General features: G+C 61.2%; 16 protein-coding genes and 1 riboswitch. Of the genes, 9 read left to right on the forward strand and 7 right to left on the reverse strand.

The genetic code is table 11. The features are described 5' to 3' along the window. Positions 1 to 4 precede the first annotated feature (4 nt). Complete coding sequence (gene cobT / locus EM858_RS22415) at positions 5 to 1,039, reverse strand: nicotinate-nucleotide--dimethylbenzimidazole phosphoribosyltransferase (RefSeq protein WP_127758011.1); 1,035 nt, start codon at positions 1,037 to 1,039, stop codon at positions 5 to 7. A gap of 152 nt (positions 1,040 to 1,191) precedes the next feature. Here cobT and EM858_RS22420 point away from each other — a divergent pair, with 152 nt between their 5' ends. The 4 genes from EM858_RS22420 to ribB all read left to right on the forward strand — a co-directional run bounded on the left by EM858_RS22420 (position 1,192) and on the right by ribB (position 3,966). After that, the gene (locus EM858_RS22420) at positions 1,192 to 1,977 is read left to right on the forward strand and encodes an adenosylcobinamide-GDP ribazoletransferase (RefSeq protein ID WP_127758012.1); all 786 of its coding nucleotides are present in this window, start codon (positions 1,192 to 1,194) and stop codon (positions 1,975 to 1,977) included. A 19-nt stretch (positions 1,978 to 1,996) separates the two neighbouring features. After that, on the forward strand, positions 1,997 to 2,188 hold the full coding sequence (locus EM858_RS22425) for a DUF1289 domain-containing protein (RefSeq protein WP_080816691.1): 192 nt from the start codon (positions 1,997 to 1,999) through the stop codon (positions 2,186 to 2,188). Then, positions 2,185 to 2,892, forward strand: a complete 708-nt coding sequence (locus tag EM858_RS22430) for a TIGR02281 family clan AA aspartic protease (RefSeq protein ID WP_127758013.1) — start codon at positions 2,185 to 2,187, stop codon at positions 2,890 to 2,892. Before EM858_RS22425 ends, EM858_RS22430 begins: the two co-directional genes overlap by 4 nt. 160 nt (positions 2,893 to 3,052) lie before the next feature. Beyond that, positions 3,053 to 3,203: riboswitch (FMN riboswitch) on the forward strand. Between the two features lie 121 nt (positions 3,204 to 3,324). Next, on the forward strand, positions 3,325 to 3,966 hold the full coding sequence (gene ribB, locus EM858_RS22435) for a 3,4-dihydroxy-2-butanone-4-phosphate synthase (protein ID WP_127758014.1): 642 nt from the start codon (positions 3,325 to 3,327) through the stop codon (positions 3,964 to 3,966). 271 nt (positions 3,967 to 4,237) lie between these two features. Here the strand turns inward: ribB and EM858_RS22440 are convergent, their stop codons facing one another. From EM858_RS22440 to EM858_RS22455, 4 genes are all read right to left on the reverse strand, one after another. Further along, the gene (locus EM858_RS22440) at positions 4,238 to 5,026 is read right to left on the reverse strand and encodes an SDR family oxidoreductase (protein ID WP_127758015.1); all 789 of its coding nucleotides are present in this window, start codon (positions 5,024 to 5,026) and stop codon (positions 4,238 to 4,240) included. A gap of 14 nt (positions 5,027 to 5,040) precedes the next feature. After that, positions 5,041 to 6,519, reverse strand: a complete 1,479-nt coding sequence (locus tag EM858_RS22445) for a sugar ABC transporter ATP-binding protein (RefSeq protein ID WP_127758016.1) — start codon at positions 6,517 to 6,519, stop codon at positions 5,041 to 5,043. 118 nt (positions 6,520 to 6,637) lie between these two features. Further along, complete coding sequence (locus tag EM858_RS22450) at positions 6,638 to 7,567, reverse strand: sugar ABC transporter substrate-binding protein (RefSeq protein ID WP_065115989.1); 930 nt, start codon at positions 7,565 to 7,567, stop codon at positions 6,638 to 6,640. Between the two features lie 132 nt (positions 7,568 to 7,699). Continuing rightward, positions 7,700 to 8,680 carry an ABC transporter permease gene (locus EM858_RS22455; RefSeq protein ID WP_127758017.1) on the reverse strand — a complete coding sequence of 327 codons (981 nt, stop codon included), beginning with the start codon at positions 8,678 to 8,680 and terminating at the stop codon, positions 7,700 to 7,702. Between the two features lie 230 nt (positions 8,681 to 8,910). On the opposite strand from EM858_RS22455, the gene EM858_RS22460 reads away from it, so the two are divergent. The 5 genes from EM858_RS22460 (at position 8,911) to EM858_RS22480 (ending at position 14,051) form a co-directional block, all read left to right on the forward strand. After that, positions 8,911 to 9,720, forward strand: coding sequence for a transketolase (locus EM858_RS22460; protein ID WP_003520402.1), 810 nt, complete (start codon positions 8,911 to 8,913; stop codon positions 9,718 to 9,720). Next, positions 9,720 to 10,676, forward strand: a complete 957-nt coding sequence (locus EM858_RS22465; RefSeq protein ID WP_127758018.1) for a transketolase family protein — start codon at positions 9,720 to 9,722, stop codon at positions 10,674 to 10,676. Before EM858_RS22460 ends, EM858_RS22465 begins: the two co-directional genes overlap by 1 nt. A 116-nt stretch (positions 10,677 to 10,792) precedes the next feature. Next, positions 10,793 to 12,262 (forward strand): FGGY-family carbohydrate kinase, encoded by a 1,470-nt coding sequence (locus tag EM858_RS22470; RefSeq protein ID WP_127758019.1) that lies wholly within the window; start codon positions 10,793 to 10,795, stop codon positions 12,260 to 12,262. A gap of 20 nt (positions 12,263 to 12,282) precedes the next feature. Further along, positions 12,283 to 13,242, forward strand: coding sequence for a sugar-binding transcriptional regulator (locus tag EM858_RS22475; protein ID WP_046798190.1), 960 nt, complete (start codon positions 12,283 to 12,285; stop codon positions 13,240 to 13,242). Positions 13,243 to 13,265: 23 nt separating this feature from the next. Then, entirely contained in the window at positions 13,266 to 14,051 is a 786-nt protein-coding gene (locus EM858_RS22480) for an SDR family oxidoreductase (protein ID WP_127758020.1), read from the forward strand. A gap of 167 nt (positions 14,052 to 14,218) precedes the next feature. Here the strand turns inward: EM858_RS22480 and EM858_RS22490 are convergent, their stop codons facing one another. Together EM858_RS22490 and EM858_RS22495 are read right to left on the reverse strand one after the other, a co-directional pair. Further along, positions 14,219 to 14,980 carry an ABC transporter permease gene (locus tag EM858_RS22490; RefSeq protein WP_003520396.1) on the reverse strand — a complete coding sequence of 254 codons (762 nt, stop codon included), beginning with the start codon at positions 14,978 to 14,980 and terminating at the stop codon, positions 14,219 to 14,221. Beyond that, complete coding sequence (locus EM858_RS22495; RefSeq protein WP_127758021.1) at positions 14,977 to 15,903, reverse strand: ABC transporter ATP-binding protein; 927 nt, start codon at positions 15,901 to 15,903, stop codon at positions 14,977 to 14,979. The genes EM858_RS22490 and EM858_RS22495 overlap by 4 nt, the downstream gene beginning before the upstream one ends. Positions 15,904 to 15,927: the final 24 nt, after the last annotated feature.

The following is a 15,927-nucleotide window of genomic DNA, read 5'->3' on the forward strand; positions in this document are numbered from 1 at the left end:
GGCCTCAATGGTCGGTGCGGGAACTGATGCGGGTGTCCACACCCGCCGCTTCGAATGTCGCCATGCCGGAATGGCAGGCGGCGGCGGCCTTGACGATGCCGGCGGCAAGCGCTGCCCCCGTGCCTTCGCCGAGCCGCATACCAAGCGCCAAAAGCGGCGTCTTGCCGAGCTTTTCGATGGCGGCCAGATGGCCGGGCTCACCCGAGACATGGCCAATCAGGCAATGGTCGAGCGCCGCAGGATTGGCAGCCTTGAGGAGAGCGCCAGCGGCCGTCGCCACATAACCGTCGATCAGCACGGGAATGCGCTGCACGCGGGCGGCAAGGATGGCGCCGGCAATCGCGGCGATCTCGCGTCCGCCGAGACGGCGCATGATCTCCAGCGGATCGGACAGATGATCCTTGTGGAACTCCACCGCTGCCTTCACCGCCGCGATCTTGCGGGCCATGACTTCGCCTTCCGAGCCGGTGCCCGGACCGGTCCATTCTTCCGCCGTGCCGCCATAAAGCGCGAGATTGATCGCCGCCGCAATGGTGGTGTTGCCGATGCCCATTTCGCCGACGCAGAGAAGATCGGTGCCGCCGGCAATCGCCTCCATGCCGAAGGCCATGGTGGCGGCGCAGTCGCGCTCGGAAAGCGCGGGCTCGCAGGTGATGTCGCCGGTCGGGTAATCCAGCGCCAGATCGAAGATTTTCAGGCCAAGATCGTTTGCAACGCAGATCTGGTTGATCGCCGCGCCGCCTGCCGCGAAATTTTCCACCATCTGCTGGGTCACGGAGGTCGGATAGGGCGTAACGCCGTGCCGGGTAACGCCATGATTGCCGGCGAAGATCGCCACCAGCGGGCGGGTGACGGCCGGAGAGCGGCCGGACCAGGCAGCCAGCCACATGGCGATTTCTTCGAGACGTCCGAGCGAACCGGCAGGCTTGGTCAGCTGCGCATTGCGCTCCTTGGCCGCCACAAGCGCGTGCGTATCCGGGCCGGGAAGCTCGCGCAGCAGCGCGCGGAAATCGTCGAAGGGCAATCCGCTCATGCTCATGATATCTGTCTTTCTCGTCGTCGGGTTGGCTGTCGCATCGGCTCATGCGTCCGGAACTTGTGTTTTCCGGCAAATCGGTCTTTGTTGCGCCTCTCATAATCGCGGATGCGCCGCGGAACAACCGGAAATGCAGCGACTGCAACGGAGAGAGCATGAAGGCCGGGGATTTTATAACAGATGTCATGCATTCCCTCGCCTTTCTGAGCCGCCTGCCCGTTCCCTCGCGGTTTTTCGATGATGCCGAGGGCGTGTCGATGCGCCGCACCGCCCGCGCCTTTCCCGCCGCCGGCCTGCTGATCGCCCTGCCCGCCGCTTTCCTTGTTGTGGTTTTCGCAACCTTCGACGCCTCTCCGCAACTTACCGGCTGGCTCGTCATCGGCCTGACGGCGCTCATCACGGGCGCGCTGCACGAAGACGGCCTGGCCGACATGGCCGACGGTTTCGGCAGCGGCAAGGAGAAGGCGCGCATGCTCGAGATCATGAAGGACAGCCGCATCGGCAGCTATGGCACGATTGCCATGGTCCTGTCCTTTGCACTCCGCGCCACCGCGCTCGCCTCGCTCGTTGAGACGCTGCCGGCAAAGACCGCCGCCGCCGCCCTGATCGCCGCGCTTGTCCTCAGCCGCGCCCTGATGGTGTGGCACTGGCAATCCCTGCCCGCCGCCAAAACCTCCGGCATCGCTGCCGGCGCCGGTCAGCCGGGCACAAGCGAGCGCAACATCGCGCTGGTGATCGGGTTGCTGCTTTTCACACTCTTCACGCTGCACGCCCTGCCGCTCCTGTCGATTGCCATGGTGCTGGCGGCAGCCTTTCTGACAGCCGTGCTTTTCGGCAGGCTCTGCGACAGGAAGATCGGTGGCCATACCGGCGACACCATCGGCGCCTGCCAGCAGATCACGGAGATCGTTACCCTCATCGCCCTTGCCCTTGCGGCGTGACGGCCTGATATAAATCATCATGGAAACACCCTGCATCCATATCTGCCGCCTCGATGAAACCATGAGCCTCTGCATCGGCTGCGGGCGAACGCTGGATGAAATCGGCGGCTGGGCAGGGTATAGCGACGAGAAGCGCCGCGACATCATGCGGTTGCTGCCGCAAAGACTGGCAAACCTGCCCGAGACCGCCAAGGAGACGCATACCGCATGAACAGGCTGACCATCGTTCTCCTCCTGCTGGCCGTCGGCCTTGGCCTGCTTCTCATCAATCACGACGGCGGCCGAACGCTCGGCATCGATAATGATCAATTCGCCCACGTGCTTTATCTTCTGCCCATTGCCGGCCTATTATCCGCCGGCATTCTGGCGGGAAGACGCGGCAGCTTCGGCACCGCCATCCGCCAGCTCGCCGTCTGGCTCGTCATCATCCTCGGCCTCGTCTCGCTCTATCTCTATCGCTACGACCTGCAATCCTTCGGTGATCGGCTGCTGGGCGGCCTGATGCCCGGCCGCGCCGTGGTGGTGACGACGGCTGGCGGCGAACAGGAAATCGTCCTGCACAAATCGATGAGCGGCCATTTCGAGGCAAATGTCGGCGTCGAGGGCAAGACGATCCACATGCTCGTCGATACCGGTGCAAGTTCCGTGGTGCTCGCCAATGCGGATGCGGCCGCAATCGGCATCGACACCGCAAATCTCCGCTATACCGTACCGGTGATGACGGCGAATGGCCGCACGGCGGCAGCGCCCGTCACCCTTTCGGAAATCAGCATTGGCCCGATCATGCGCCGCAACATCCCCGCCCTCGTCGCACAGGATGGCCAATTGGGTCAGAGCCTGCTCGGCATGAGCTTCCTGTCGACGCTCGGTTCGCTGCAGATGCAGACCGATGAATTGCGGTTGCGGGATCGGTAAACCTCAGGCATCACGGGGTCCGCCGCAACACCCCGCACTCGTCATCGGCTGTAGAAAGGAAATACCCCGTTTTAGGCACAATCGGGATGTTCTTTTCGCACCGACCGGTCGTCGCAGAGCATTGCCCCTTGATTCCTTCCCATTTGATAATTTATGTTGGTTCCGTTCTCAGGGCGGGGTGCAATTCCCCACCGGCGGTATCGGGATTTTTCCTGGAGCCCGCGAGCGCTTCCGGTCTCCAAAGCCGGAAGGTCAGCAGATCCGGTGAGAGGCCGGAGCCGACGGTATAGTCCGGATGGAAGAGGACAAGGCATAAGACGCCCGCGCGTGAGCGGGCTTCGCATTGCATTGTTCGCCCAAGGGATATTTGGCGCTTCTTGAAGCGCGAAAATGCCGCAAAACGGCATAACCCCTTGAAAGGCTTGAAATAGAATGACCATTGCTAAAATTGAAGACGCGATCGATGCCATTTCCCGTGGCGAGATGGTGATTGTGGTTGACGATGAAGACCGCGAAAACGAAGGCGATATCATCGCTGCTTCCGACAGCATCACTCCGCAGCAGATCGCTTTCATGATGAACCATGCGCGCGGGCTGGTGTGCGTCGCCATGCCGGGTGAGCGTCTGGACGCGCTCGACATTCCGCTGATGGTGTCGCGCAACACCGAATCCCTCAAGACGGCCTTCACCGTCTCGGTGGACTATATTCCGGGCACGACGACAGGCATTTCCGCCGCCGACCGGGCAGAGACAGTGCGTGCGCTGGTGTCGGAGGGTTCGCGCTCGGAGGACTTCGCCCGTCCCGGCCACATCTTCCCGCTGCGCGCCAATCCGCAGGGCGTTCTCGGCCGCACCGGCCACACGGAAGCCGCCGTGGACCTCTGCCGCCTTGCCGGGAAGTTCCCGTCCGGCACCATCTGCGAAGTTGCCAATGACGATGGCACCATGGCCCGTCTGCCCCAGCTCGAAGTCTTCGCCGAACGCCACGGCCTGCTCGTCGTGACGATCAAGGATCTCGTTGCTTACCTCAAGGGCGAGGTTGTCGAAGACGTGGTGCAGAAGCAGGTTGCGTGAGCTGCTGCTGGTGGTGTGAATACGAAAACGCCCGGCGCGAGCCGGGCGTAATGCTTGTGAAACCGTCTGGCTTCTCCTCGTCCGTCATGCCGGACTTGATCCGGCATCCAGCCACGGCGCGTCTGCGCCGTGAGAAGAGTCTTTTGCGATCAAAGACTTGATCGCACTGGACCCCGGATCAAGTCCGGGGTGACGGAGGGAAAAAGCCGCGTCAACCTGACCGATAGGTCTGGCGCCCTATCATCCATCTCAGCGCTAACGCGCCAAAACCCTACCAGCAGCAGAAACCGCCATCCACCAGCAGATCCACGCCCGTCACGAAGCTCGCCGCATCTGACAGCAGGAAGATCGCCGGACCGACCATCTCATCGACGCCCGCCATACGCTGCATTGGCGTCTGTTCTTCGAACAGCTTGGTCTGATGCACCATCTCCGGCCGTGTATTCATCGGCGTTGCCGTGTAACCCGGCGAGATGGTGTTGACGCGAATGCCGCGTCCCACCCACTCCATCGCCATGGATTTCGACATGTGGATGACGCCGGCCTTCGAGGCGTTGTAATGGCACTGCATCAGCCCGCGATTGACGATGACGCCGGACATGGAGGCGATGTTGACGATTGCACCACGGCCGTTCTTCAGCATGGCATTGGCTTCCGCCTGGCAGGACAGGAAAACGCCCTTGAGGTTGATGTCCATCATCGTCTGGAACTGGCTTTCCTCCATCTCTTCGGCCGGATTGGCGTTGGCGATGCCGGCGGCATTGACGGCGAGTGAAAGCGGGCCAAGCTCGGCCTCAGTACGCGCAACCGCTTCAGTCAATGCCTGCTTGCTGGTGACGTCGGCCGCAATCTGGATCGACTTGCGGCCGGCCCTGGCGATGAAATCGGCCGTCTGCGCCAGACCGTCATCGGTGCGGCGGTCGAGCAGCGCGACATTGGCGCCGGACTGGGCAAGCCCCATGGCGATGCGCTGGCCGATGCCGGAACCGGCACCGGTGACAAGTGCCACCTGGTCGGAAAGATCGAACAGTTTCGGCGCGTTGAGCGTGATGGTGGACATCGGTATTTCCTTCTTCAAATGGTAGCCAGTTCCATGACCGAAACGTCGTTTGCTTCGTCACGGTTGAGAATGCCGGCCTGTTTTCCCTGCGCGAGCACGAGGATGCGGTTCGATACGCCCAGCACTTCCTCGAGATCGGAACTGACGACGATGACGGCCACGCCGCTTTTGGCCAATCCGACGATAATATCGTAAATGCCCGCGCGTGCGCCGACATCGATGCCGCGGGTCGGCTCGTCCAGCACCACCACGCGTGGATTGCGGGCAAGCCATTTGGCAATGACCACCTTCTGCTGGTTGCCACCGGAAAGATCGGACGCCGGCTGTTCGCTACGGCCCTTCACCCCGAATTTGGCGATGGCTTCTTTTGTAAAGGCGCGCTTGATGCGCGGCGTGATCCAGCCAGTGCCGACGCGGTCGAGATTGGCATAGATCAGGTTCTCGCCGATCTCATGCTCCACCACCAGCCCCTGCAATTTGCGGTCTTCCGGCACCATGACGATGCCCTTCTCTATCGCGTCCGCCGGGCTTTTCAGCGTCAGCACCTTGCCATCCAGCAGCACCTCACCCGCACTCGTCGGGTCGGCACCGGATATCGCCCGCACCAGCTCGGTGCGTCCCGCCCCGATAAGACCGGCGATACCGAGGATTTCACCGGCGCGCACGCCGAAGCTGATGTCGCGGAAGGCATTGGTCGCGCCGGTCAGCCCCTTGACCTCCAGCACCACCTTGTCCTGCGGTTCCGGCAACGCCGGGAACAGGCGCTCCAGCGAGCGGCCGACCATGCTTTCGACGATGGTACGCACCGGCGTCGCGCTATCGGCAAATTCGTGCACCCGCTCGCCATCGCGCAACACGACGATGCGGTCGGTGATCTGTTTGATCTCTTCCATGCGGTGGGAAATATAGATGATGCCGACACCCTCGGCGCGCAGCTTGCGCACCTGCTCGAACAGCGCCTGCGTTTCCGCACCGCCAAGCGCCGCCGTCGGCTCATCAAGGATCAGAAGTTTCGCATCCAGCGCCAGCGCCTTGGCGATTTCGATCAGCTGCTGGTTGGCGGTCGAAAGACCGGCCACCTTGCGGGTGGCGGGAATGTGGAGATTGAGGCGCGCCAGCTGCTGCTGGGCTCTGCGCACCATCTCGGCGCGGTCGATAACGCCGTTCTTCATCAGCCAGCGACCGATGAAGACATTTTCAGCGATGGAAAGCTCCGGCAGAAGCTTCAGCTCCTGGTGGATGAGCACGATGCCCTTATCGATCGCCTCGCGGGGCGATGCAGGCGCGTATGGCTGCCCAAGCCATGTCATCTTGCCCTCGGACGGCTCACGCGAACCGGCTATGATACCTGACAGCGTGGATTTGCCCGCGCCGTTTTCACCCAGCAACGCCACCACTTCGCCCGGATAGACATCGAGATCGACGGCTTTCAGGACCTCAAGCGGACCATAACGTTTGCTGATGCCACGGAGCGAAAGAACCGGCTCGCGCATGACGGGACCTCCCAGGACACATTAAGCAGCAGGAATGCCCAAGCCTTGCGTCCGAAATAATCTAAAGACAAACCAGTGAATGCCCCGCGCATCCCATGGGTCGCGCGGGGCAGCAGGATCAGGGATGGTTGGCGATGAAGCCTTCGACATTTTCCTTGGTCGTCAGCGTCGCATCGGAGAGCTGCACGGCCGGAACCTTCTCACCGCCGACGATCTTGACGGCCATTTCGACAGCCATGCGGCCCATCTTCTGGGTCTGCTGCGTCGCGGTCACGTCGAACACGCCGTTCTTCAGCGCCTCAAGCGCTGCCGTATCACCATCAAAGCCGCCAACGACGATCTTCTGCGAAGGGTTGGCGACCTTGATTGCCTGGGCCGCGCCGAGCGCCAGACCATCGGCCTGCGCAAAGACGATGGAAACATCCGGATTGGCCTGCAGCATGTTCTGCATGATCTGGAAGCCTTCATCCTGGCTCCACATGTTGGACCACTGTTCGGCAACGATCTTCACGCCGGAATTGGCGTTTACCGATTCCATGCAGCCCTTGGTGCGGTCCACCTCCGGTGTCGTGCCTTTCTGGCCATGGATGATGACCATCTTGCCCGAACCACCGGCCTGCTTGATGATGTAATCGCAAACCGCCTTGGCGGAGGCGACGGAATCGGTGGCAAGGAAGGTATCGCCCGGCGCGCCATCGGCATTGCGGTCGATGTTGATGACGGGAACGCCGGCGGCCTTGGCAAGCTTTACCGGAACGGTCGCGGCGGCGGCACCGGCCGGAATATAGATCAGCGCATCGATGTTCTGGGTCAGCAGGTCCTGGATCTGGTTCACCTGCGTCGGGCCATCGCCCTTGGCGTCAACGGTGACGACGGCAATGCCCCGCGTCTTGGCTTCGGCTTCAACGGCCTGCTTGATCTGGTTGAAGAAGTTCGCCTGCAGATTGGCGACGGCAAGGCCGATCTTCTTGACTTCGGCGGCATTGGCCTGGCCGAGCGACATGGCGAGAAGGGCGGCGGATGTCAGCAGAATGCGTGAAAATTTCATGATTATTCCTCCATTTGTTGATTGTTGACCTTCGGGCAGATCAAACCTCCTCCCCTCCGGCCGTTTTTCACGCCTCCCATGCCGGGAGGGTCGTTTATTGCGCGGACGGCTCTTCGCCATCCGCAGGCAAATTCAGCTTCTGCGGCGACGCAAGGTTTCAGCACCCACGGCCAGCACGATGACCACACCGATGATGACCTGCTGCAAAAAGGGAGAAACGTTGAGCAGATTGAGGCCGTTGCGCAGCACGCCGATGATCAGCACGCCGATGAGGGTGCCGCCAATGCCGCCCGCACCGCCCGAAAGCGAGGTTCCGCCGATGACGACAGCCGCAATCGTATCCAGCTCGTAACCGAAGCCGCTGGAGGGCTGCACCGAGTCGAGACGTGCTGCAAGAACGATGCCGGCCAGACCGGCCAGAACCGCACAGGCGACATAAACGCAGATCGTCACCAGCGGCACGTTGATGCCGGCAAGACGCGCCACTTCCGGGTTTCCGCCAACAGCATAGACCGTGCGGCCTTCGGAGCGGAAACGCAGGAAAATCCAGGTAACAAGCACCACGACCAGCATCAGCAGCACGGTTGCGGTCAACACGCCGAAATGGCGCTCTATCGCCAGCATCATGAACCAGTCGGGAAAACCGACGATCTGCTGTCCATCGGTGATCATATTGGCGAGACCGCGCGCCACCGACATCATCGCCAGCGTGGCAATGAAGGCAGGCACCCGAAAGGCCGTCACAAGAATACCGACCACGAGACCGCAGGCGGCAGAGGCGACAAGCGCCAGCACGATGGCCATGCCCATCGGCATGCCCGCGACATTGGCCGTCCAGCCCATGATCATCATCGACAGCGCCAGCACCGAGCCGACGGACAAATCGATGCCGCCAAGCAGGATCACGAAGGTCATGCCGACGGCCATGATGCCGAGCACGGTGATCTGGTCGAGAATGTTGAGCCCGTTTCGGAGCGACAGGAAGTTCTCGCTGGCGAAAGTCAAAAAGACACACAGCAGCAGCAGGCCCAAAAGCGGTCCGGTCGCACCACTCAGCCAGGCAAGCGGGCTCCTGGTGTGCGTGACCCCCTCATTGCGTTCAAGCGCGGACATGGCTCCTCCCGATGACTGCCTTGCATTTTTTAAACCGATTAGAATAATTATTCATCATCGGCGAAACATGCATAAGCCAGTTGAGAGAAGCTTGTCAATAGGGCTTTGACGGCAAAGCCGATGCCGACTGACGATAAACAATCCGCAATTCCATCTTGACAGAAACGTCATCTCTGCAATTATATAAATAGATGCATAAATATTCACACACATGTTTTGAAGAGGATTCCATGCAGTCCCAGGAGCTAGAGCGCATTGCGCGCCAGATTCGCCTTCGCGACGTACAGGCTGTTTTTGAAGCGGGTGCGGGCCATGTCGGCGGCGAAATGTCGGCCATCGACATCATGACGGCCCTTTATTTCCGCGTCCTGCGCATCTGGCCGGATGATCCGAAGAACCCTGCCCGCGACCGCTTCGTGCTTTCCAAGGGCCATACGGCCTGCGCGCTGTATGTGACGCTTGCCAAGCGCGGTTTCATCCCGGAAGAGGAAATCTCGACCTTCCTGCAGCCGAATTCGCGCCTCAACGGCCATCCGAACTGTAACAAGGTGCCGGGCGTGGAAACCAATACCGGCCCGCTCGGTCACGGACTGCCGGTTGCCGTCGGCATGGCCAAGGCGGCCAAGCTTTCCGGTGCGGACTACCATACCTATGTCATGACCGGCGACGGCGAGATGCAGGAAGGCTCCAACTGGGAAGCCATCATGTCCGCTGCGCAATTCGACCTCAACAATCTGACGCTGATCGTCGATCACAACCGCTTCCAGCAGGGTGCGGCGCTTTCGGAAACCAATGATGTCGCGCCGCTTCGCCCGAAGCTCGAGGCTTTCGGCTGGGAAGTCAGCGAAATCAACGGCAACGCCATGGCGGAAGTCGTGCCGGCGCTGGAGCATCGCGGCAACCGCCCGCATTGCATCGTCGCCCACACCAACAAGGGTCACGGCATTTCCTTCATGCAGGACCGCGTTGACTGGCACCATAAGGTTCCGAGCAGGGAACAATATGAAATCGCCGTCAAAGAACTTTCGGAGACATTGTAATGAACGCGCCCGTAACCGCCGCCAAGCTTTATGACTGCCGCGACGCCTTCGCCGAAACGCTGGAAGCGCTGGCCGCCGGCAATGACAGGGTCGTCGCCGTCTGCAACGATTCGGTCGGCTCCTCGAAGCTCGGCGGCTTCAAGTCGAAATTCCCGGAACGCCTCGTCAATGTCGGCATTGCCGAGCAGAATATGGTCGGCGTCGGCGCCGGTCTCGCCAATGGCGGCCAATTACCCTTCGTCTGCGGCGCATCCTGCTTCCTCACCGGCCGCGCGCTGGAACAGATCAAGGCTGACCTTGCCTATTCCAACGCCAATGTGAAGCTGATCGGCATCTCCTCGGGCATGGCCTATGGCGAACTCGGCCCGACGCATCATTCAATCGAAGATTTCGCCTGGACCCGCGTTCTGCCGAACCTGCCGGTCATCGCGCCCTGCGACCGCATCGAAACGGCCGCTGCCGTCAAATGGGCGGCGGACTATGCCGGCCCCTGCTTTCTGCGGCTGTCACGCGTCGGCGTGCCGGATCTGCTGCCGGAAGGCCATGTCTTCGAACTCGGCCGCGCCAACCTGTTGCGTGAAGGTTCCGACCTGACTTTGATCGCCAATGGCACGCTGACCCACCGCATCGTCAAGGCCGCCGATATTCTGGCCAGCCGTGGCGTCAAGGCGCGGGTGCTGAACATGGCGACCGTACGTCCCATCGATGAGGCGGCGATCGTCGCCGCAGCGAAGGAGACCGGCGCAATCCTGACGGCTGAAGAACATTCGATCTTCGGCGGCCTTGGTTCGGCCATTGCCGAAGTCGTGGTCGAACAGGCCCCGGTGCCGATGAAACGTCTCGGCGTTCCCGGTGTCTTCGCCCACACCGGTTCGGCCGAATGGCTGCTGGATGAATTCGGCATGGCGCCTGCGGCCATTGCGGATGCGGCGGAAGCGCTGATCAAGAGAAAATAAGGTCTCCTCCCAGAGTCGTCGCGTGTCTTCGGATGCGCGGCGACACCCTTTCTGCAATATCGTCGTTTAATCGCCGCAAGGCGGAAACGAAAAACTGCCGACGAAAGACTCACGTAATGCGCGCCATTCTGTCCATCGATCAGGGCACCACCAATTCCAAGGCCATACTCATCTCGGAAAGCGGAGAGTTGCTGGCGCGCGGCTCATCTCCCGTCGGCATCGCCTATCCGCAGCCCGGTTGGGTGGAACAGGATCCGAACCGCATCTGGGCCTCGGTCCGTGAAGCGATCTCCGCCTGCCTCGACGCCGCCCCCTCTGACATCGATGTCGCGGCCATCGCCATTTCCAACCAGCGCGAATCCGTCACCATATGGGATGGCGAAACCGGCGAGCCGCTCGGCCCGGTGCTCAGCTGGCAATGCCGCCGCACGGCGCAGGACTGCGCCGAACTGATCGAAAAGGGCCATTCCGAGCACGTCATGGCGCTGACCGGCCTGCCGATCGACCCCATGTTTCCCGGCGCAAAAATGCGCTGGCTGCTGGAGCGTGCCCCGAAGGGACGCAGGCTCCGCATCGGCACCATCGATAGCTGGCTCATCCATTGCTTCACCAGCGGTAAAGTCCATGCCTGCGACGCCTCCAACGCCGCCCGCAGCCAGGTGCTCGATCTCAACCGGCAGGTCTGGAGCGATGAGCTTTGCGAGCTCTTCGGCATCGATATCAACACCCTGCCCGATCTACGCGACAGCAGCGGCGATTTCGGCACCACATCAGGCGTTCCCGGTATCAAGGACGGCACACCGATCCTCGCCGCCATCGGCGACAGCCACGCAGCCCTCTTCGGCCACGGCGCCTTCAACCCCGGCGACGGCAAGGTCACTTTCGGCACCGGCTCATCTGTGATGACCACCCTGCCGCATTTCATCGCGCCCGAACGCGGCATCACCACCACGGTCGCATGGCGGCTCGGCGGCAAACCGACCTTTGCCTTTGAAGGTAATATTCTCGTTTCGGCAGCCTCCCTGCCCTGGATGACGGAGATTCTCGGCCTGCCGGATGTCGCCGCGCTGGTGGAACTCGCCGCCACTGCCGAGCCAAACGGTCCCGGTTTCGTGCCGGCCTTCGTTGGCCTCGGTGCGCCCTATTGGGATACCAATGCGCGCGCATTGTTCTCGCAGATCAATTTCAGCACCACGCGTGCCCAGATGGCCCGCGCCGTTACTGACTCGATTGCCTTTCAGGTCCATGACGTCTTCGCCGCCATGCGCGCGCAGTCGCCTTCGGGCTTTGGACGCCTGTTCGTGGATGGCGGGCCGAGCCAGAACCGTTTCCTGATGCAATGCGTTGCCGACATGCTGCAACACCCCGTCATCCAGCGTGACGCGCCGGAAGCCTCGGCACTGGGTGCCGCCTATCTCGCCGGCCTCGCCCTCGGTGTCTGGAACGATCTCGATGCCATCGCGGCGTTGAACAGCAACGGCAACACCATCGCGCCGTCCGCCAGCGAAAACAGCCAGCGGCTTAGCGTCTGGCGCGATGCGATTGCCCGCTCGACCTTGCCTGTAACCTCGGGTAATGGTGAATAAAAATTCACCCTGGAGGGCTTATGGGCAGGCTAAACGAACTTCGAATGATATCCCGCGTGGCGCAGATGTATTTCAGCGAGCACAAAAGGCAGGCGGAAATTGCGCAGCATCTCAACCTGTCGCAGGCCACCGTCTCGCGCATGTTGAAGCGTGCCGAGGCCGAAGGCATCGTCCGCACCAGCATCATTCCGCCGCCCGGCACCTATAGCGATCTGGAAGCGCAGCTGCGCGAACGTTTCGACCTGCCGGAAGCCATCGTTGTCGATTGCAGCGAGGATCGCGATGGTGCGATCATGGCCCGCATCGGCGAGGCAGCGGCCCATTTCCTCGAGGTGACGCTGTCGCAGAACGAGATCATCGGTGTTTCCAGCTGGAGCCAGACGATCTTCAAGATGGTGGAAAACATCCACCCGCTTAAAGGTGCCAAGGCGCGCTACATCGTCCAGACGCTGGGCGGCATGGGCGATCCTTCCGTGCAGACGCATGCGACCCAGATCACCACCCGGCTGGCGCGGCTGACGGAGGCCGAACCGAAACTGCTGCCGGTGCCGGGCGTCGCCACCTCGCGCGAAGCCAAACTCTTGATGCTCGCCGATCCCTTCGTGCGCGAAACCATCGATCTTTTCGGGTCGATCACGCTCGCCATCGTCGGCGTCGGCGCCGTCGAACCATCGGAGCTTCTCGCCCGGTCCGGCAACATCTTTTCCGCCAAGGAACTGGCCGATCTCGCCCAGGCGGGTGCGGTGGGCGACATCTCGCTGCGCTTCTTCGACAAGGACGGCAAGCCGGTCAAAACGCCGCTCGACGACCGGGTCATCGGCCTGCCGCTGGAAAACCTCTCAAATGTCGACCGCGTCATTGCGCTGGCCGGCGGCTCGAAAAAGACCGAGGCGATTGCCGGGGCACTCAGGACCGGTGTGATCGACGTGCTCGTCACCGATAAATTCACCGCCGAACGACTGGTCGGCAAGGAAACATAGCCAAAATCCCATAAGGAGGAGACATGAGGCGCTTTGAAGGTCAATCCGTATTCGTGACCGGAGGCAACAAGGGCATCGGCTACGGCATAGCCCGCCGTTTTGCCGAGGAAGGCGCAAAAGTCGCCATCGCCTCTGTCGACAGGGACACCCATGACGCCGCCAGAAAACTGGCGGACGAAACTGGCGCGGTCACCCACGGCGTCATCCTCGATGTGCGCGACGCAGCAGCGGTGCGCGACGCCTATGGTGCTGCCGAAGAAGCGATCGGCGCGCTTTCCATCTCCGTCCAGAATGCCGGCGTCATCACCATTTCCAAGATCGAGGAACTGACGCAGGAACAGTGGGATTTCAATCTCGACGTCAACACCAAGGGCGCGTTCCTCTGCTGCCAGGAGGCGATCCGCCGCTTCCGCGAAAGCGGCATCAAAGGTCGTCTCGTCAACACCGCCTCCGGCCAGGCGCGTCAGGGCTTCATCTATACCCCGCATTACGCCGCCTCGAAATTCGGCGTTATCGGCCTGACACAAAGCCTTGCCAAGGAACTGGCGCCTGAGGGCATCACCGTCAACGCGATTTGCCCGGGCATCATCCACACCGAAATGTGGGACTATAACGACCGCGTCTGGGGCCAGATGCTGGGCGACTACAAGCCGGGCGAACTAATGGCCGAATGGGTACGCAACATCCCCATGCGCCGCGCCGGAACGCCCGCGGAAGTGGCAGCGCTGGTGGCGTTTCTGGCGTCCGAGGATGCGGCATACATCACCGGCCAGACGATCAATGTCGACGGTGGGTTGATCATGTCGTAAGGCTTGTTTGGGAACGGGGCAGAACGCCCCGATCTCCCTCATCCCTGTGCCTGTCACAGGGATCCAGCCAGCCCAAGTCCTTGGGCTGAAAGGACCTCCCCGCCGCGCAGACGCGCGTCGGCTGGATTCCTGTGACAGGCACAGGAATGAGGGGAATGCGGATGCCGTCAGTTACGCAGCCTATACCCCGTCTTGAACATCCAGCCAACAACACCGAGGCACAGCGCCAGAAACAGCGTGATCATCGCAAGGCTGATGGCAGGATTGACGTCGGCGATCTCGTAAAAGCTCCAGCGGAAACCGCTGATGAGATAAAGCACCGGGTTGAAGTGGCTGACTGTCTGCCAGAAGGGCGGCAGCATGTCGATGGAATAGAAGCTGCCGCCGAGGAAGGTCAGCGGCGGCACCACCAGCATGGGAATGAGGTTCAGCTGCTCGAAATTCGTCGCCCAGATGCCGATGATGAAGCCGAACAGGCTGAAGCTCACCGCCGTCAGCACGAAGAACAGGATCATCATGAACGGGTGAGCGATGGTGATATCCACGAAGAAGGAAGCGGTAATCAGGATGATCGTGCCGATCATCAGCCCCTTGGTCGCCGCCGCACCGACATAACCGGCCAGAATTTCCGTCATCGCCACCGGTGCGGAGAGGATTTCATAGACCGTGCCGGTGAATTTCGGGAAATAGATGCCGAAGGAACCGTTGCCGATACATTGCGTCAGAAGCGTCAGCATGATGAGGCCGGGCGTTATGAACGCGCCGTAGGAAACACCGCCAACCTCCTGAATCCGCGAACCGATCGCGGTTCCGAATACGATGAAATAAAGCGATGTGGAAATGACCGGGGAGACCACGCTCTGCAGCAGGGTGCGCCGCGTGCGCGCCATTTCGAACAGATAGATGGCCTTGATGGCTTCGAAATTCATTTCTGGCCTCCCACCAGCGAAACGAAGATATCCTCAAGCGAACTCTGCCGCGTTGAAATATCCTTGAAATGGATGTTGGCGGCGAAAAGAGCGCTCAGAACATCGGCAATGCGGCTCTGCTCGCCATTATCCTCGATTTCATAGGTGACGGTGCAGCGGTCATCGGAAAGCGTCAGACCGAAGGGCGCGAGACTGTCGGGCAATTGCTCTACGGGCTGGGCAAGCTCCAGGAAAAGCTGCTTGCGGCCGAGTTTCTTCATCAGCGCCGTCTTTTCTTCCACCAGCAGCAATTCACCGCCATTGATGACGCCCACCCGATCGGCGATTTCTTCCGCCTCTTCGATGTAATGCGTGGTGAGGATGATGGTGACACCCTTGGCGCGCAGCTCGGAAACCACGTTCCACATATCGCGGCGCAGCGCCACATCCACGCCGGCCGTCGGCTCGTCAAGGAACAGAACCTTCGGCTCATGCGCCAGCGCCTTGGCGATCAGCACACGCCGTTTCATGCCGCCGGAAAGCTCCCGCAGCATATTGTCCTTCTTGTTCCAGAGCGACAGGGATTTCAGGATACGCTCGATCAGTTCCGGATTCTTCTTCTGCCCGTGCAGGCCGCGCGAGAAGCTGACGGTGTTCCACACCGTCTCGAACTGGTCGGTGGTCAGTTCCTGCGGCACGAGACCAATCAGGGCGCGGGTCTGGCGAAAATCCTTCACCACATCGTGCCCGCCGACAAGAACCGAACCTTCACCGGGATTGACGAGGCCGCAGACGATGGAGATCAATGTCGTCTTGCCAGCACCATTCGGACCGAGAAGAGCGAGGATTTCCCCCTCTTTGAGATCGAGGCTGACACCTTTGAGCGCCTGAAAGCCGTTTGCGTAGGATTTTGTCAGATTCCGTATCGAAACAATGGCATTCATCGCGAATCTTTCGAAAAACCGAGT

Origin of the sequence: Agrobacterium sp. CNPSo 2736, assembly GCF_004005385.1 — a bacterium.
GTDB lineage: Bacteria > Pseudomonadota > Alphaproteobacteria > Rhizobiales > Rhizobiaceae > Agrobacterium > Agrobacterium leguminum.